At 72.0% G+C, this 16,518-nt stretch carries 15 protein-coding genes and 1 pseudogene; 11 read left to right on the forward strand and 5 right to left on the reverse strand.

Annotated features, from left to right (window positions below):
• The first annotated feature begins 25 nt into the window (after positions 1-25).
• Complete coding sequence (locus CRP49_RS23175) at positions 26-1,219, forward strand: hypothetical protein (protein WP_179851728.1); 1,194 nt, start codon at positions 26-28, stop codon at positions 1,217-1,219.
• Here the strand turns inward: CRP49_RS23175 and CRP49_RS23180 are convergent.
• Positions 1,207-1,737 carry a PadR family transcriptional regulator gene (locus CRP49_RS23180; RefSeq protein ID WP_097257497.1) on the reverse strand — a complete coding sequence of 177 codons (531 nt, stop codon included), beginning with the start codon at positions 1,735-1,737 and terminating at the stop codon, positions 1,207-1,209. The two genes, CRP49_RS23175 and CRP49_RS23180, sit on opposite strands and share 13 nt — an antisense overlap.
• Positions 1,738-1,827: 90 nt before the next feature.
• Between CRP49_RS23180 and CRP49_RS23185 the strand changes: the two genes are divergently transcribed.
• Positions 1,828-3,147, forward strand: coding sequence for an MATE family efflux transporter (locus CRP49_RS23185; RefSeq protein WP_097255128.1), 1,320 nt, complete (start codon positions 1,828-1,830; stop codon positions 3,145-3,147).
• Here CRP49_RS23185 and CRP49_RS23190 read toward each other — a convergent pair.
• A complete protein-coding gene (locus CRP49_RS23190) occupies positions 3,111-4,346 on the reverse strand; it encodes a glycosyltransferase 87 family protein (protein ID WP_179851920.1) in 1,236 nt (411 codons plus the stop codon). The two genes, CRP49_RS23185 and CRP49_RS23190, sit on opposite strands and share 37 nt — an antisense overlap.
• Before the next feature lie 78 nt (positions 4,347-4,424).
• Between CRP49_RS23190 and CRP49_RS23195 the strand changes: the two genes are divergently transcribed.
• Together CRP49_RS23195 and CRP49_RS23200 are read left to right on the forward strand one after the other, a co-directional pair.
• Positions 4,425-5,567, forward strand: a complete 1,143-nt coding sequence (locus tag CRP49_RS23195) for a glycosyltransferase family 4 protein (protein ID WP_097255130.1) — start codon at positions 4,425-4,427, stop codon at positions 5,565-5,567.
• Between the two features lie 115 nt (positions 5,568-5,682).
• Positions 5,683-7,269: a GMC oxidoreductase gene (locus CRP49_RS23200; protein WP_097255131.1), complete on the forward strand. Its 1,587-nt coding sequence runs from the start codon at positions 5,683-5,685 to the stop codon at positions 7,267-7,269.
• Between the two features lie 16 nt (positions 7,270-7,285).
• Here the strand turns inward: CRP49_RS23200 and CRP49_RS23205 are convergent, their stop codons facing one another.
• Positions 7,286-9,082, reverse strand: a complete 1,797-nt coding sequence (locus CRP49_RS23205; protein ID WP_097255132.1) for a long-chain fatty acid--CoA ligase — start codon at positions 9,080-9,082, stop codon at positions 7,286-7,288.
• A gap of 296 nt (positions 9,083-9,378) precedes the next feature.
• Between CRP49_RS23205 and CRP49_RS23210 the strand changes: the two genes are divergently transcribed.
• The 6 genes from CRP49_RS23210 (at position 9,379) to CRP49_RS23235 (ending at position 14,288) form a co-directional block, all read left to right on the forward strand.
• Positions 9,379-10,176 (forward strand): metallophosphoesterase, encoded by a 798-nt coding sequence (locus CRP49_RS23210; RefSeq protein ID WP_097255133.1) that lies wholly within the window; start codon positions 9,379-9,381, stop codon positions 10,174-10,176.
• 64 nt (positions 10,177-10,240) lie between these two features.
• Positions 10,241-10,681, forward strand: a complete 441-nt coding sequence (locus tag CRP49_RS23215; protein ID WP_094220155.1) for an SRPBCC family protein — start codon at positions 10,241-10,243, stop codon at positions 10,679-10,681.
• Between the two features lie 49 nt (positions 10,682-10,730).
• Positions 10,731-11,903 (forward strand): ArsA family ATPase, encoded by a 1,173-nt coding sequence (locus tag CRP49_RS23220; RefSeq protein WP_097255134.1) that lies wholly within the window; start codon positions 10,731-10,733, stop codon positions 11,901-11,903.
• 57 nt (positions 11,904-11,960) lie between these two features.
• Positions 11,961-12,452: a DUF5304 domain-containing protein gene (locus CRP49_RS23225; RefSeq protein ID WP_097255135.1), complete on the forward strand. Its 492-nt coding sequence runs from the start codon at positions 11,961-11,963 to the stop codon at positions 12,450-12,452.
• A 67-nt stretch (positions 12,453-12,519) separates the two neighbouring features.
• Positions 12,520-13,473: an ROK family glucokinase gene (locus tag CRP49_RS23230; protein WP_094220158.1), complete on the forward strand. Its 954-nt coding sequence runs from the start codon at positions 12,520-12,522 to the stop codon at positions 13,471-13,473.
• A 59-nt stretch (positions 13,474-13,532) separates the two neighbouring features.
• Positions 13,533-14,288 (forward strand): endonuclease/exonuclease/phosphatase family protein, encoded by a 756-nt coding sequence (locus CRP49_RS23235; protein ID WP_097255136.1) that lies wholly within the window; start codon positions 13,533-13,535, stop codon positions 14,286-14,288.
• Between the two features lie 24 nt (positions 14,289-14,312).
• On the opposite strand, the pseudogene CRP49_RS23240 reads toward CRP49_RS23235, so the two are convergent.
• Positions 14,313-14,866 (reverse strand): annotated as a pseudogene (locus tag CRP49_RS23240) (hypothetical protein).
• Positions 14,859-15,638, reverse strand: coding sequence for a carboxylesterase (locus CRP49_RS23245; protein WP_097255137.1), 780 nt, complete (start codon positions 15,636-15,638; stop codon positions 14,859-14,861). The pseudogene CRP49_RS23240 and the gene CRP49_RS23245 overlap by 8 nt, the downstream one beginning before the upstream one ends.
• A 150-nt stretch (positions 15,639-15,788) precedes the next feature.
• On the opposite strand from CRP49_RS23245, the gene CRP49_RS23250 reads away from it, so the two are divergent.
• Complete coding sequence (locus CRP49_RS23250; protein WP_097257498.1) at positions 15,789-16,517, forward strand: 1-acyl-sn-glycerol-3-phosphate acyltransferase; 729 nt, start codon at positions 15,789-15,791, stop codon at positions 16,515-16,517.
• The last annotated feature ends 1 nt before the right edge of the window (position 16,518 follow it).

Raw genomic sequence — 16,518 nt, forward strand, 5'->3', positions numbered from 1 at the left:
CCACCCGAACCCGTACGATCGGCGAATGGCTGGTCATGGGCGGGCATGGCGCTCCACGGTGGTGGGGCTCTGTCTGCTGCTCGCGGCGCCCCTCGCCGGATGCGGCGGCCGGACCGCGGTCGACCCGGCCAGGGCCGAGGTGCAGCAGGTGCTCGACCGGCGCTCCGCGGCCCTGCTCCGGCACGACGAGACGGCGTACGGCGCGACGGGCAGCCGGACCGCGTACGTCCGCCTGCGGGCGCTCCCGCTGGCCTCCTGGACCTACCGGGTGACCGCCCTGCACCACGGCGGGCCGGGCGCCACCGCCGACGCCGAACTGCGCTACCGGATCGCCGGCTACGACCGGGCCCCGGTCAGCGTCCGCCGCACCCTCACCCTCGGCCGCACCGCCGACGGCAAGTGGTACGTCACCGCCGACAAGCCCGCGCACAAGGCCGGGGAGCAGCTGTGGGACCAGGGCAAGGTGACCGCGGCGAAGGGCGCGCACAGCCTGGTCCTCGGGGCCGGTCAGAGTGCCGGCGACCTGCGCGCCTACGCCCGGCTCGCCGACCACGCGGTCCCGGCCGTCTCCCGGGCGTGGGGCACGGACTGGGCCGGCCGGGTCGTCGTCCTCGTCCCGCGCACGCTGGAGGGCATGGCGGGGCTGCTGGGCTCGCCCGCGTCCAACTACCGGGGCATCGCCGCCGTCACCACCGGCGAGGTGGGCGGCGCGGGCCGGGCGCCCGCGGACCGGGTGGTCGTCAACCCGGAGGCGTACGCCATGCTGGGCGGCGTCGGCAAGCAGGTCGTGCTCACCCACGAGACCACCCACGTGGCCACCCGCGCGCACACCACCGCCGCCACCCCGCTGTGGCTCTCCGAGGGCTACGCCGACTGGATCGGCTACCTCGGCACCGGCCGCACGCCCGCCGAGGCCGCGCCGGAACTGGCCCGCGCGGTCAAGGACAGCCATGTGCCCACGAGCCTCCCCGCCGACAAGGACTTCGGCTTCAGCCGCGACCCCGCCCGTCTCGCACAGGCCTACGAGGGCGGCTGGCTCGCCTGCCGGATGATCGCCGACCACTGGGGCAAGGCCCGGCTGGGCGCCTTCTACCGGGCCGTCGGCGACCACCAGAAGCGGCCCGGCGCGGTCGAGGAGGCGCTGAGGAAGGTGCTCAAGACCAAGCCCGAGGCGTTCACCGCCGAGTGGCGGCGGTACGTGCGCGCTCAGCTGCGCTGACCGAGCGCCTCGATCGCCTCGCGCAGCCATGCCCGCTCGGCCGTGCCGGTGGCCCGGGCGACCCGCAGCATGCCCTGCCGGAACAGGTCGTCCGCCTCCTCGGCGCGCACCGGCTCGCCGTCCCGGTAGAAGAAGCTCGCCGGGGTCTCCAGGAAGTCCAGGCGGCGGCGCAGTACCGCGGCCTGTTCCGCCGGGTCGGCCAGGTGCCGCAGGAAGGCGAGGACGGTGTTGAAGCGGACGTGGTCGGTGATCTCGGCCTGCTTGGGAGTGCGCAGCCGCTCCAGCAGGTCCGCGCGGCCCTTCGCGGTCAGCGACAGCACCCGGCGCGGGGCGGCGCTCGCGCCCTCCTCGGTGTGCTGGTCGAGCTTGCCCGCGGCGACCAGCCGGTTGATGGCCGGGTAGAGGGCGCCGTCGCTGACCGGGCGGACATGGCCGCTCAGCGCCCTGATGCGCTCCTTCAGCTCGTAGCCGTGCAGGGGTTCCTCGGCGAGGAAGCCCAGGATCGACAGCTCCAGCACGCGCATTCCTCCTTGCAGCGGACGTCGGATCCATGCTAGCTCTTATCGAGCTACCTCTAAACGAGGTAGCTCGATAAGAGGGGGCTCTTCGTGAACGCGCACCGCAGGCAACTCGTCTCGCTCGCCCACCCCGTCTACCTCTCGCTCCTCGCCTCGGTCGCCTCCGGGATCATCAACACCGTCTGGGTCTCCCGGCTCGGCGGTGCCGCCGTGGCCGCCGTCGCCGTCGCGACCAACACCGAGAACGTGCTGCTTGGCATCGCCCTGGTCTTCGCCTCCGGCACGACCGTGCTGGTCGCACACGCCCGGGGAGCCCGTGATCCCGCCGCCCTGCGGGCCGCGGTGCGCGGCGGCCGGGCTCTGTGCGCGCTGGTCACACCGGTGGTCGCGGTGGGCGGGTTCCTCCTGCGCGAGCCGCTGGCCCGCCTGGTCCTGGGCGCCGGCGACTCGGCGGCCCTCGGCCTCGCGGCCGCCTACTTCGCGATCTCCCTGCCGGGCATGGCCGTCTTCTTCGCCCAGCAGCTCGTCGACGGCATCCTCAAGGGCGCCGGCGACACCCGCACCCCGATGCGGCTCGCCCTGCTGGCCAACGGGCTGATCCTGCTCTGCGACCCGGTCCTCATCCACCTCTACGGCGTCCGGGGCGCCGCCCTGTCGACCGTGCTGTGCCGCGGCGCGGCCCTGGCGGTGGGCCTGCGCGCGCTCGGCCGCAACGCGCTGCTGCGCACGGCGGCCGAGGCCCCGCGCGCCGAACCGGTCCGCGCCGCCCTGCACCGCACCCTCACCACCGGCCTGCCCATGTCCGCCGACTTCACCGTGCGGCAGGGAGGTGCGCTGGTGCTGGTGGCGATCGTGGCGCGGCTCGGGGTGACGGCGGTGGCCGCCTACTCGATCGCGTACAAGGTCCTGTACGTCGCCACCATGGCCTTCTACGCGGTACGGCAGGCCGCCGCCATCCACACCGCGCACACCCGGGGCGCGGGACAGGACGCGCGGGGGGCCATCGGGAGGCAGGCGATGCTCCTCTCCGGAGCGCTGGGCCTGGCGGCCGCCATCCTGTTCGCCGCCACCGCCCCCTGGATCACGGCCGCCTTCGGCGCCGGACCCGAGGTCGCCCACCAGGGCGTGCTGTTCCTGCGCTGCATCGGCCCCTACCTGCTGCTGATGGCCTGCTGCATCGCGCTCGGCGGGGTCTTCGAGGGCAGCGGGGGAGCCCCGGCGCTGCTCCGGGCCACCGTGCTCGGCACCGCCGTCCAGCTGCCCCTGGCGTACGCCCTCTCCGGCCTCGGCCTGCCCGGCGTCTGCCTGGCCCTGGCACTCGCGATGGCCGTGCAGTGCGGGGCCGTGGCGGTGCTGCTGCGGCGGGGGCGGCGTCAGGGGGCCGAGGTCTCCTTGGCGAGGGTCGGCTGAGGGGGCAGCGGGGTCGCGGCGGCCGCGGGGACCGTGGAGCGCCACAGCGCGCGGGCCGCCGTGAGCGCGGCGGCGACGAGCAGGCCGTTGCGCAGGACGAGCAGGGTGATGCCGTACGTGTCGCTCACGACCACGTGGATGAAGCCGATCGGGAACTCGAGGACCGTCACGAAGGCCGCGGCGAGGACCATCAGGGCGGGGGCGCCCATACGGCTCGCCCGGGAGCACAGGCACACGGCGGCCAGGCCGATCAGCCACACCAGGTACTGCGGGCTGATCACCCGGCTGGTGACCGTGAACAGCAGGACCGCCGTGAGGGCGGCGTCCGCGAGCGTGTGCGGGGCGAACCGGGCCGCCCGCCGCCGCCACAGCACCAGCCAGCCGAGCGCGGCCCCGCTCAGTGCCATCGCGACAGTGCTGACCAGTCCCACGTACGGGCCGACGAACTCGATCGACCCGTAGTTCAGCAGCACCTGACCCTGCCAGCCGTGGTGCCGGGCCACATGGAAGACCAGGCTGCCCAGCGACTCCACCTCGGTGCCCCGGTCCCGCTGGAAGGTGAGAAAGGCGAAGGCGCCCGACATGGACACCGCGAACAGCGCCGCGACACCGCCCGCGGTCACCGCGGCCGACACCCACGCCCGCAGCCGGGTGGCACCCACCAGCAGTAGCGCCGGCCACACCTTCAGCAGCGCCCCGAAACCCACCAGCGCGCCCATCACCCGCGGATGCCGGGTCCCCGCGAGCAGGGCCGCCACGGCCACCGCGGTCACCATCAGGTCGTAACGGGCGTACACCGTCGGGCCGAGCAGCGGTACGCCCGCCACCCAGGTCCAGGCCCCGCGCAGCGACCGGCCGGGCCGCAGGCCCGCGTACCCCAGCAGGGCCAGCACGGCCAGATCGGCCAGGCACACCAGCACGAAGAAGGCGTGCGGGTAGCTCAGGAACGGCAGGGCGGCGGGGCAGAGGATCGCGAGCGCCGCTGCCGGCGGGTACTGCCAGGTCACGTCGGCCAGCGGAAACGTTCCTTGGCGCAGCACCTCGTACCAGCCCTGGTAGATCACCGACACGTCGGTGGTGACGTCGGGGCCCGGGAAGACGTACACCCCGAAGACGAAGAGCAGTAGCACCAGGCGGGTGGCGCACCAAGTCGCCGACAGTCCCGCTATCTTCCCGCTCACCCGTACCCCTGTTCGTATCCCGGCCCCGGTCCGGACCCATGATTCCCTGCCGACCTGTGCGAGTGCCACGAAGCGCGCCCGGTAGGGTCGGCAGCGATGCACAAGACGCTGATCGTGACCAACGACTTTCCGCCCCGGCCGGGCGGCATCCAGGCCTTCCTGCACAACATGGCCCTCCGGCTGGAACCCGAGCGGCTGGTCGTCTACGCCTCCACCTGGAAGCGCGGTCGCGAGGGAGTCGCGGCCACGGCCGCCTTCGACGCCGAGCAGCCCTTCACCGTCGTACGCGACCGTACGACCATGCTGCTGCCCACGCCCGGCGCGACCCGGCGGGCCGTCTCGCTGCTGCGCGAGCACGGCTGCACCTCGGTCTGGTTCGGGGCGGCCGCGCCGCTCGGTCTGATGGCTCCCGCGCTGCGCGGGGCGGGAGCCGAGCGGCTGGTGGCCACCACCCACGGGCACGAGGCCGGCTGGGCCCAGCTGCCCGCCGCGCGGCAGCTGCTGCGCCGGATCGGCGACTCCACCGACACGATCACCTACCTGGGCGAGTACACCCGCTCCCGGATAGCGACCGCGCTCACCCCGGACGCGGCCGAGCGGATGGTGCAACTGCCGCCCGGTGTCGACGAGAAGACCTTCCACCCCGGCTCGGGCGGAGACGAGGTCCGGGCACGGCTCGGGCTCACCGACCGGCCGGTGGTCGTGTGCGTGTCCCGGCTGGTGCGGCGGAAGGGGCAGGACACGCTCATCCAGGCCATGCCCCGGATCCTCGCCGCCGAGCCGGACACCGTGCTGCTGATCGTCGGCGGCGGCCCCTACGAGCAGGACCTGCGCCGCCTGGCCCGCGAGACCGGTGTCGAGGCCTCGGTCCGCTTCACCGGCTCCGTGCCCTGGTCCGAGCTGCCCGCCCACTACGGCGCCGGCGACGTCTTCGCCATGCCGTGCCGCACCCGCCGCGGCGGCCTGGACGTCGAGGGCCTCGGCATCGTCTACCTGGAGGCCTCGGCCACCGGCCTGCCGGTCGTCGCGGGTGACTCGGGCGGCGCGCCGGACGCGGTGCTCGACGGGGAGACCGGCTGGGTCGTCCGCGGCGGCGAACCGGCGGAGGCGGCCGAGCGGATCGTGGCTCTGCTGGGCGACCCCGAGCTGCGCGACCGGATGGGCAAGCGGGGCCGCCAGTGGGTCGAGGAGAAGTGGCGCTGGGACCTGCTGGCGGACAAGCTCAGAGAACTGCTCTGAAAGAGGTCTTCAAAAACTCGTCCCCGCTCTAGGCGGAACGGGGAAATCCGCACATGCTGCGCACATGACAGCAAAACTGATGCAGCATCAGCTGACGAGGCGTCAAATCCTCGGCATGGTGGCTCTCCAGACAGCCGCCGCGTCCGGTCTCACCCGCATAGGTCTCCAGTCCGCGCACGCCGCCGAACCGGCCGCGGTCGACAACTCCCCGGCGATCGTGGTCGGTTCCGGCTACGGCGGCGCCGTAGCCGCCCTCCGCCTCGGTCAGGCCGGCATCCGCACCCTCGTCCTGGAGATGGGCCGCCTCTGGAACACCACCGGCGGCGACGGCAAGGTGTTCTGTTCCACCAGTGCACCCGACCAGCGCTCCATGTGGTTCCGCACCCGCACCGAGGCCCCGCTGGCCACCTTCCTCTGGCTGGACCTCGTCAACAAGGACATCGGCGCCTACCCCGGAGTCCTCGACCGCGTGCACTACGACAACATGTCCGTGTACGTCGGCCGGGGCGTCGGCGGCGGCTCCCTGGTCAACGGCGGCATGGCGGTCACCCCGCTGAAGTCCTACTTCGCCGAGCAGTTCCCGACCGTGGACGCCGACGAGATGTACGGCACCTACTTCCCGCGCGCCCGCTCCATGCTCGGCGTCAACACCGTCGACCCGGCCTGGTTCGAGTCCACGGAGTGGTACCAGTTCACCCGCACCTCCCGGAAGGCCGCCGCCAACGCCGGCCTGAAGACCACGTTCGTGCCGAACGTCTACGACTTCGGCTACATGCAGCGCGAGGCCGCCGGCACGGCCACGAAGTCCGCACTCGCCGGCGAGGTCATCTACGGCAACAACTACGGCAAGCGCAGCCTCGACAAGACGTACCTGGCCGCCGCCCTCGGCACCGGCAACGTCACGATCCACACCCTGGAGAAGGTCAGGTCGGTCACCAGGGCGAGCGACGGGTCGTACGTCCTGACCGCCGACCGCATCGACACCACCGGCAAGGTCGTGGAGACCAAGCAGTACAGCTGCACGTACCTCTTCCTCGGCGGCGGCAGCCTCGGTACGACCGAACTCCTCGTCCGGGCACGGGAGACGGGCACCCTGCCCGCGCTGAACGCCGGAGTCGGCGCCGGCTGGGGCACCAACGGCAACACCATGCTCGGCCGCGCCAACCACATCTGGGACACCGTCGGCGCCAACCAGGCGACCATGCCCGTCATGGGCATCGACGACTGGGCCAACACCGCCAACCCGGTCTTCGCCGAGATCGCCCCGCTGCCCATGGGGTTCGAGCACTGGATCAGCCTGTACCTGGCGATCACCAAGAACCCCGAGCGGGCGTCGTTCTCGTACGACTCCTCGTCGGGCGCGGTGAAGCTCGGCTGGACCGCCGCGCAGAGCGCCGTCTCGGTCGGCATGGCCAAGAAGCTGTTCGACCGCGTCAACGCGGCCAACGCGACCATCTACCGGTACGACCTCTTCGGCTCGACCAGCAAGGTCTTCGCGGACGACTTCACCTACCACCCGCTGGGCGGCTGCGTGCTGGGGAAGGCGACCGACGACTACGGCCGGGTCAAGGGGTATTCGAGGCTCTACATCACCGACGGCTCGCTCGTGCCGGGCTCGATCGGGGTGAACCCCTTCGTCACCATCACCGCGCTCGCCGAACGCACGATGGCGCGGGTCCTCGCCGAGGACACCGCGCCATGAGCCTGCTTCAGGGTGACTACTTCGCGTAGATCGCCTCGATCTCGTCCGCGTAGTCCTTCGCCACCACGTTCCGCTTGAGCTTCAGCGACGGGGTGAGGTGGCCCGACTCCTCCGTGAACTGGGAGGACAGAATGCGGAACTTCCGCACCGATTCCGCCTTCGACACCGCGGCGTTGCCGTCGTCGACCGCCGCCTGGATCGCCGCCTGCAGATCCGGGTCCTCGCGCAGCGACGCCGCGGTGGAGCCCGCCGGCTTGCCGTGCTCGGCCGCCCAACGGCCCAGGAACTCGTCGTCGATGGTGACCAGCGCGCCCACGAACGGCCGCCCGTCGCCCACCACCATGCACTCCGCGACCAGCGCGTGGGCACGGATACGGTCCTCGATCACGGCCGGGGCCACGTTCTTGCCGCCGGCGGTGACGATGATCTCCTTCTTGCGGCCGGTGATCCTGAGGTAGCCGTCCTCGTCGAGCGTGCCGATGTCACCGGTGTGGAACCAGCCGTCGGCGAGCGCCTCCGCGGTCGCGCCCGGGTTGTTCCAGTACTCCTTGAACAGGTGCTCGCCGTGCAGCAGCACCTCGCCGTCGTCCGCTATCCGGATCACCGAGCCGGGCAGCGGCTGGCCGACCGTGCCGATCTTCTGCCGGTCCCAGGGGTTGAACGCGGTCGCCGCGCAGGACTCGGTCAGGCCGTAGCCCTCCAGCACCGTGAAGCCGATGCCGCGGAAGAAGTGACCGAGGCGCTCGCCCAGCGGGGCACCGCCGGAGATCGCGTACTCGCCCCGGCCGCCGAGGACCGCGCGGAGCTTGCTGTAGACCAGCTTGTCGAAGACCTTGTGCTTGATCTTCAGGCCGAGGGGCGGGCCCGACGGGGTGTCCTGCGCCTTGCTGTAGGCGATCGCGGTGTCCGCGGCCTTGTCGAAGATCGCGCCCTTGCCGTCCGCCTGCGCCTTGGCGCGCGCGGAGTTGTACACCTTCTCGAAGACGCGCGGGACACCGAGGATCAGCGTCGGCCGGAACGCGGCCAGCTCGTCCGTGAGGTGCTTGATGTCCGGGACACAGCCCAGCTTGATCGGCGCCATCATCGGCGCGATCTGCACCAGCCGCCCGAAGACGTGCGCGAGCGGCAGGAAGAGCAGGACCGAGCACTCACCGGTGCGGAACAGCGGGCGCAGCCGCTCCACGATGTTGCCGCACTCGGCGAAGAAGCTGCGGTGGGTGAGCACGCAGCCCTTGGGGCGGCCGGTCGTACCGCTCGTGTAGACGATGGTCGCCGGGTCGTCGGCCTTGGCGAGCGAGCTGCGCTCCTCCACGGTCGCGTCCGAGACGTCCTGCCCGAGCCGGCCCAGCTCCTCCAGGCCCCCGGCCTCGATCTGCCAGATGTGCTTCAGGGCGGGCAGCGAGTCGCGCACCGAGTCCACGGCGGCGGCGTGGTTGTCCAGCTCCACGATGCAGGCGGTCGCGCCCGAGTCGGACAGGATCCACTGCACCTGCTCCGGCGAGCTGGTCTCGTACACCGGCACGGTGACCGCGCCCGCGCTCCAGATCGCGAAGTCGAGGAGCGTCCACTCGTACCGGGTGCGGGACATCAGGCCGACCCGGTCGCCCGGCTGTACACCGGAGGCGATGAGCCCCTTGGCGGCGGCGTGCACCTCGGCCAGGAACTCCGTGGCCGTCACGTCCTGCCAGGCGCCGCCCACCTTGCGGGCGATGACGGCGACGTCGGGATGCTGCGCGGCGTTTCTGCGGATGATGTCGGTCAGATTGCCGTCCGCAGGGACCTCGTACAAAGCCGGAAGGCTGAACTCGCGCAAGACTGCTGCTCCTCATAGGGCGCCGGCGCCACGACACTGTGTGATGCGACGGTGCGGTCCAAGGCTCGGGCAGGTGCTCTGGAATTCACTTGTTGAAATCCAGAGCACGACTGGACTGCCCGGACGTTACCCGCCGGTATGGCTTCTACGACAGGGGGTCCTGGCGAGATGTTCGCTGCGTCACACAGGATGGCGTTCCTTCGCGCACAGTAGTCCACCGCCTAAGCGACCGGCGAGTAACCACAAGCCGGGTCGCCACTGTTCACGCACACCCCACACGCCTACGCTTGATCGCCATGGCACCCACACGCTCCGGTAACCGAAGGACACGCGTCCATGTGGTCAGTGACGTGCACGGCAACGCCCGTGACCTGGCCCGGGCCGGCGAAGGTGCGGACGCCCTGATCTGCCTCGGCGACCTCGTCCTCTTCCTCGACTACGCCGACCACTCGCGCGGGATCTTCCCCGACCTGTTCGGCACGGAGAACGCCGACCGCATCGTCGAACTGCGCACGGCGCGCCGCTTCGAGGAGGCGCGTGCCTTCGGTGCCCGGCTGTGGGCCGGGATCGGCTCCGACCGGGCCACCGCCATCGAGAAGGCGGTGCGCAAGCAGTACGCCGAGCTGTTCGCCGCGTTCCCGACACCGACGTACGCCACCTACGGCAATGTCGACATGCCGCCCCTGTGGAGCGAGTACGCGGGGCCCGGCACCACGGTGCTGGACGGCGAGCGGGTGGAGATCGGCGGCCGGACCTTCGGCTTCGTGGGCGGTGGCCTGCGCACCCCGATGCGGACTCCGTACGAGATCGACGACGAGGAGTACGCGGCGAAGATCGAGGCGGTCGGCGAGGTGGACGTGCTGTGCACCCACATACCGCCGGAGGTGCCCGAGCTGGTCTACGACACCGTCGCGCGCCGCTTCGAGCGGGGCAGCCGGGCCCTCCTGGACGCGATCCGCCGCACCCGCCCCCGCTACTCCCTCTTCGGCCACGTCCACCAGCCGCTGGCGCGCCGGATGCGGATCGGGGCGACCGAGTGCGTGAACGTGGGGCACTTCGCCGGGACGGGCAGGCCATGGGCGCTGGAATGGTGAGGTCGGCGGCGCGGTAGCCTTCACGCTGCACACTCTTAGGTCCGTATCTGGAGGAGCCACGGCGATGGCGGAACACACCAGTTCGAGCATCACGATCGAGGCGGCTCCGGCCGACGTCATGGCGGTCATCGCCGACTTCGCGCGCTACCCGGACTGGACCGGCGAGGTCAAGGAGGCGGAGGTCCTCAAGACCGACGACCAGGGCCGCGCCGAGCAGGTCCGCCTCGTCATGGACGCCGGGGCCATCAAGGACGACCAGACCCTGGGCTACACCTGGACCGGGGCGAACGAGGTCTCCTGGACGCTGGTCAAGTCCCAGATGCTGCGCTCGCTGGACGGCTCCTACCTCCTCAAGCCGGCCGGCACGGGCGCCACCGAGGTCACCTACCAGCTCACGGTGGACGTCAAGATCCCCATGCTCGGCATGATCAAGCGCAAGGCGGAGAAGGTCATCATCGACCGAGCCCTGGCGGGCCTGAAGAAGCGCGTCGAGTCGGGAAGCTGAGTCTTCCCACCGCCGCCGCGGGCCCTGCCAACCGTTACCGTTCACCCTCATGCGCACCATCCTGATCACGGGCCCGGGCGGCAGCGGTCGTACGACCATCGCTGCCGCCACCGCACAGCGCGCCGCAGGCGAAGGCACCCGCACGCTCCTGCTCAGCTCGGATCACACCGACACCCTGGGCGTGGCGCTGGGCACCGGAACAGGACCGACCCCGACCGAGGTGGCCCCGTTCCTCACCGTGTGGAGGCCCGACGCGGTCGACCGCTTCCGGCAGGACCTCACCGCCTTCCAGACCCGCGCAGCGAACGTCCTGGACCTCCTCGGCGCAGCCCGGCTGGACGGTGAGGAGGTCACCCCGCTGCCCGGTGCCGAGGAGCTGTCCTTCCTGCGCGCCCTCAGGGACGCCGCCCTCTCCGAGCGCTACGACCTCCTCGTCGTCGACCTGCCGGCCCTCCCGCAGGCCCTCCCCCTGCTCGCCCTCCCGGAGGAGCTGCGCCGCTACCTGCGCCGCCTGCTCCCGCCCGAGCGGCAGGCGGCCCGCGCCCTGCGCCCGGTCCTCGGCCGGCTGGCCGGCGTCCCCATGCCCGCCGAGTGGCTGTACGAGACGGCGGCCCGCTGGGACGTCGAACTGGCGGCCGTCGAGGCGGTCCTCACCGACCGGCACACCGCCGTACGCCTGGTCGCCGAGCCCGGCCCCGCCGGCGCCGACGCCGTACACGCGGCGACCCTCGGCCTCGCCCTGCGCGGCCTGCGCACCGAGGCCCTGATCGCCAACCGCGTCCTGCCCGAGACCGCCCCCGACACCTGGCTCGCCGGCCTCCTCGCCCAGCAGCGCAAGGCCCTGGCCGAGTGGGCCGAGCCGTACAACCTCCACACCGTCCCCCACCTCGGCCGCGACCCCCACGGCACCGACGATCTGCACGCCCTCGCCGTCCCCGGCGTCACCCCCGTGTCCGCCCCGGCCGAGTGGCCCGTCGCCGACTGCCTCGCCGAGGACGGCGTCCTCGTGTGGCACATCCCGCTGCCCGGCGCGATACGGGACGAGCTGGACCTGATCCGGCGCGGCGACGAACTCGTGATCACCGCGGGCCCGTTCCGGCGGATCGTTCCGCTTCCCTCCGCCCTGCGCCGCTGCACCGTTGCCGGGGCCGCCCTGCGCGAGGGTGAGCTGCGCATCCGCTTCACCCCCGATCCCGACCTGTGGCCCGCCGTCGGACGCTGAACGCCGCACGCCCATTCGGGTAACGTCGTAGGGGCGAACCGTAGTCAGGAGTCCGCCATGAGCGATGAGCGCCCCGTACCCGACCCCGCCGAGGAGGTCCAGGAGGAGCGGGCGACCGACGCCGACGCCTGGGCCACGGCCTGCGCCGAGGACCTCGCCGCCGAGAAGGCCCGCCGCCGCGCCGAGCAGGGCCCGCCCCCGGGCTCCGCCGCCGAGGAACTGCGCAGGCTCGTGGACACGGTGGCCGACAAGCTGTCCGGCCTCCAGTCCCCGCTCCTCGGAGCCGTCGCCGGACCAGCGGCCCAGCAGGTGGTGCGCCAGGTCGTCCAGCAGGCGAAGGCCGCCGTCGAGCCCGTCATCGAGCGCAACCCGGAGGTCTTCGACCACCTCGCCGCGGCCGGCAACGAACTGCTGGCCGCCTACCGCTCCGCGGTCCAGGCCCAGGAGCACCGCTGGACCACCGGCGCGGACGACCTGAAGGACGACAGGACCGACCGCCGCGACCGGGGCGAGGGCACCGGTCCGGGGGAGCGCATCGACCTGGACTGAAGCCCTCCCACGGCAGGGCCTCGGGTACGGTTGGCCGTAGCGGGGCTCGACCGAAACTGAGGGATTCATGGGACTCACCATCGGCGTCGACATCGGCGGCACGAAGATCGCGGCCGGCGTGGTCGATGAGGAAGGCAACATCCTCTCGACCTACAAGGTGCCGACCCCGGGCACGCCCGAGGCGATCGTGGACGCCATCGCCTCCGCCGTCGAGGGCGCGCGCGCCGGGCACGAGATCGTCGGCGTGGGCATCGGTGCGGCCGGTTACGTCAACCGGCAGCGCTCCACGGTGTACTTCGCCCCCAACATCGACTGGCGCAACGAGCCGCTGAAGCAGGAGGTCGAGGCCCGCACCGGCCTCCCGGTCGTGGTCGAGAACGACGCCAACGCCGCCGCCTGGGGCGAGTACAAGTTCGGCGCCGGCAAGGGCCACCGCAACGTCATCTGCATCACGCTCGGCACCGGCCTCGGCGGCGGCATCATCATCGGCAACAAGCTGCGCCGCGGCCACTTCGGCGTGGCCGCCGAGTTCGGCCACATCCGGATGGTGCCGGACGGCCTGCTGTGCGGCTGCGGCTCGCAGGGCTGCTGGGAGCAGTACGCCTCGGGCCGCGCCCTGGTCCGCTACGCCAAGCAGCGCGCCAACGCCACCCCCGAGAACGCCGAGATCCTGCTCGGCCTCGGCGACGGCACCCCCGAGGGCATCGAGGGCAAGCACATCTCCATGGCCGCCCGTCAGGGCGACCCGGTCGCCGTCGACTCCTACCGCGAGCTGGCCCGCTGGGCCGGCGCCGGCCTCGCCGACCTCGCCTCCCTCTTCGACCCCTCCGCCTTCATCGTCGGCGGCGGCCTCTCCGACGAGGGCGAGCTGGTCCTCGACCCGATCCGCAAGTCCTACAAGCGCTGGCTGGTCGGCGGCAACTGGCGCCCCGTCGCCGACGTGATCGCCGCCCAGCTGGGCAACAAGGCCGGCCTGGTGGGCGCGGCCGACCTGGCCCGGGAGCCCGACCCGATCATGTAGTGAGCCCCCTGTACGACAGTGCCCGCCGCGTCCGGTCCCGGGACGGCGGGCATCGTCGTATGTTGATCGTCATGCTGCTTCCCAACTCCCGTACGGAACCTGACGGTTCCGCCGTCATCCGGGTCCTCGGCTACAACATCCGCTCCCTGCGCGACGACACCGACGCCCTCGCCCGGGTGATCACCGCCTGCGCCCCCGACCTGGTCCTCGTCCAGGAAGCCCCCCGCTTCTTCCGCTGGCGCAAGAAGCTGGCCCGCCTCGCAGCAGCCTCCGGCCAGGTCATCCTCACCGGCGGAGCGACGGCGGCGGGACCGGCGATTCTGTGCAACCTGCGAGCCACCGTCGAGCGGACGGAAGACGTACTCCTCCCGCTCACCCCCGGCCTCCACAGGCGCGGCCTCGCCACCGCCGTCGTACGGTTCGGCCGGGCCCGCCTCGGCGTCATCAGCTGTCACCTGAGCCTGCAGAAGGACGAGCGCTACGAGCAGGCCGGCCTGCTCCTCGACCGGCTCGCCCACCTGGGCGTGGAGCACGCCGTCGCGGGCGGCGACCTCAACGAGCGCCCCGACGGCCCCTCCTTCCGCCACCTCGCCGCCGCCCTCCAGGACTGCCGGACCACCGCCCCCTGGGGCGGCGAATTCACCTCGACCCCCGCAAACCCCCACCAGCGCATCGACGCCGTCTTCGCCACCAAGGGCATCGAGGTGCTCGGCTGCGGGGTGCCCCTGAACCAGCCGGGGATCACCGAGGCAGACCTGAGGGCGGCCACGGACCATCTCCCGGTCCTGGCCGCCCTCAAGATCCCGGCGTCGTAACGCGCGTCGGTGTGGTGGCGCGCGTCAGACCACGGCTCCGCGCCCCGGGCCGTCGTCCTCGTCGTCGTCCGTCCGCATCCGCATCACCAGCGTGGCGAAGCCGCCCAGGAACCCGCCGACGCCGGCGGTCGTCAGCCACCAGGTCATCTCCCAGCCGAGCAGCACGGCCACCAGGAGCAGGATCGGGCCGCCGACCACCCCGAGCCAGGCGAACTTCGCGGTCGTGTCGGCGGTCGGCAGCGGCGGCGGCTCGGGCGGTACGAAGTGGCCCTCGTCGTCCTCGTCGAAGTCGTCCTCGGACGGCTCCGGCGCGGTGTAGTCACGTGGGCCCACGCCGGGCGCGAACGAGATCGAGCTGCCCAGCGGCTTGGCGGGCCGCGGCTCCTCGGTACCGTCGCCCTCGGGGGCATTTCGGGCAGCGCGAGATCCTCGACCGGCTTGAAGGGCCTGCTACCCGGCGGGTCCTTCGGCTCCTCGCCGTACCCTGCGACGATCGCCCGCCAGGCGGCCTCCTCGTCGAAGGGCACGCCCTTCTCTTCCGGCTCGCGGTCCTCGCGGTCGGAGTCGTGCTCAGCCAACTGCGGCCGTCCCTTCCTTGCCGACACTGGGTGCGAGCCGGCCGATGAAGGCGAGGCTCTCCTCGAAGATCCGGTCCGCATCGTGGTCCAACGTCGCCACGTGGTAACTCTGTTCCAGCACGACCTCCGTTACGTCCAGGGAGGACACCCGGCTCAGCACCCGGGCCGAGTCGGCCGCCGGGACCACATGGTCCTGGGCGCTGCGCAGCAGCAGCAACGGCTGGGTCACCTGGGGCAGCTCGCCGTCCAGCCGGCGCAGGAACACCCGCAGGGAGTGCGCCGGGTGCAGCGGCACCCTGTCGTAACCCAGCAGCGCCGCGCCGCCCTTGGCGATGTCGCTGGCGATGCCCTTCGTCGTCCGCACCAGGTGCCGGGCCACCGGAAGGGCGTACGCCGACAGGCCGTGCACCCGGTTCGCCGGGTTGACAAGTACGACGCCCTGCACCCGCTCGCCCTCCTTGGCCGCCAGCCGCAGCGCCAGCGCCCCGCCCATCGACAGGCCCGCGACGAACACCCGGGAGCAGCGCTCGGAGAGCAGCCGCAGCTCGCGGTCCACCTCCGCGTACCAGTCCTGCCAGCCCGTGACCTGCATGTCCTCCCAACGCGTGCCGTGCCCGGGCAGCAACGGCAGCGACACGGTCAGGCCGTGCGCCGCGTGGTGCTCCGCCCAGGGGCGCAGCGACTGGGGCGAGCCGGTGAAGCCGTGGCAGAGGAGAACACCCACCTCCCCGCCCTCGTGGCGGTACGGCTCGGCTCCGGGGAGAACCGGCACCTTTCGGGCTCCTGTTCCTGAGAGAGGCGTGAAGAACTGGCGGATGTGCTTCACCGTACGCGACCGCACTGACACCGACCAGGGTCGTCGGGCCCATTGTCGGCACTCCGGGATAAGGTCTGACCGACGGAAACAGGAGGCACGCGGGTGTTGTACGGCACTATGAAGGTCGCCATCGGAGGACCGCTGAAGGTCGCCTTCAGGCCCTGGGTGGAGGGTCTGGAGAACATTCCGGACGAAGGTGCCGCGATTCTGGCGAGCAATCACCTGTCCTTCTCGGACTCGTTCTTCCTGCCCGCGGTCCTCGACCGCAAGGTCACCTTCATCGCGAAGGCCGAGTACTTCACCACCCCGGGCGTGAAGGGCCGTCTGACGGCGGCCTTCTTCAAGGGGGTCGGACAGCTCCCGGTGGACCGCTCCGGGGCGCGCGGTGCCGGCGAGGCCGCGATCAAGAGCGGCATAGAGGTGCTGGAGCGCGGCGAGCTGTTCGGCATCTACCCGGAGGGCACCCGTTCGCCCGACGGGCGGCTGTACCGGGGCAAGCCCGGCGGCCTCGCGCGCGTGGCGCTCGCCACCGGCGCGCCGGTCATCCCCGTCGCGATGATCGACACCGAGAAGATCCAGCCGCCCGGCAAGGTGATGCCGAAGCTGATGCGTCCGGGCATCCGCATCGGCAAGCCGCTGGACTTCAGCCGGTACCACGGCATGGAGCACGACCGCTTCGTCCTGCGCGCGGTGACCGACGAGGTCATGTACGAGATCATGAAGCTCTCCGGCCAGGAGTACGTCGACATGTACGCGACCGCCGCCAAGCGGCAGATCGCGGACGCGGCGAAGGCGGCCAAGGACGCGGAGAAGGCGGAGAAGAAGCAGGTCTAGG

This window comes from Streptomyces sp. Ag109_G2-15, assembly GCF_900215565.1.
GTDB lineage: Bacteria > Actinomycetota > Actinomycetes > Streptomycetales > Streptomycetaceae > Streptomyces > Streptomyces diastatochromogenes.

What these genes read in the sequence shown, in the direction of transcription:
- CRP49_RS23175 (WP_179851728.1), top strand. Translation starts at nt 26, where the DNA reads ATGGCTGGTCATGGGCGGGCATGGCGCTCCACGGTGGTGGGGCTCTGT.
- CRP49_RS23215 (WP_094220155.1), top strand. Translation starts at nt 10,241, where the DNA reads ATGGCGGAACACACCAGTTCGAGCATCACGATCGAGGCGGCTCCGGCC.
- CRP49_RS23220 (WP_097255134.1), top strand. Translation starts at nt 10,731, where the DNA reads ATGCGCACCATCCTGATCACGGGCCCGGGCGGCAGCGGTCGTACGACC.
- CRP49_RS23230 (WP_094220158.1), top strand. Translation starts at nt 12,520, where the DNA reads ATGGGACTCACCATCGGCGTCGACATCGGCGGCACGAAGATCGCGGCC.
- CRP49_RS23235 (WP_097255136.1), top strand. Translation starts at nt 13,533, where the DNA reads ATGTTGATCGTCATGCTGCTTCCCAACTCCCGTACGGAACCTGACGGT.
- CRP49_RS23195 (WP_097255130.1), top strand. Translation starts at nt 4,425, where the DNA reads ATGCACAAGACGCTGATCGTGACCAACGACTTTCCGCCCCGGCCGGGC.
- CRP49_RS23210 (WP_097255133.1), top strand. Translation starts at nt 9,379, where the DNA reads ATGGCACCCACACGCTCCGGTAACCGAAGGACACGCGTCCATGTGGTC.
- CRP49_RS23225 (WP_097255135.1), top strand. Translation starts at nt 11,961, where the DNA reads ATGAGCGATGAGCGCCCCGTACCCGACCCCGCCGAGGAGGTCCAGGAG.
- CRP49_RS23200 (WP_097255131.1), top strand. Translation starts at nt 5,683, where the DNA reads ATGGTGGCTCTCCAGACAGCCGCCGCGTCCGGTCTCACCCGCATAGGT.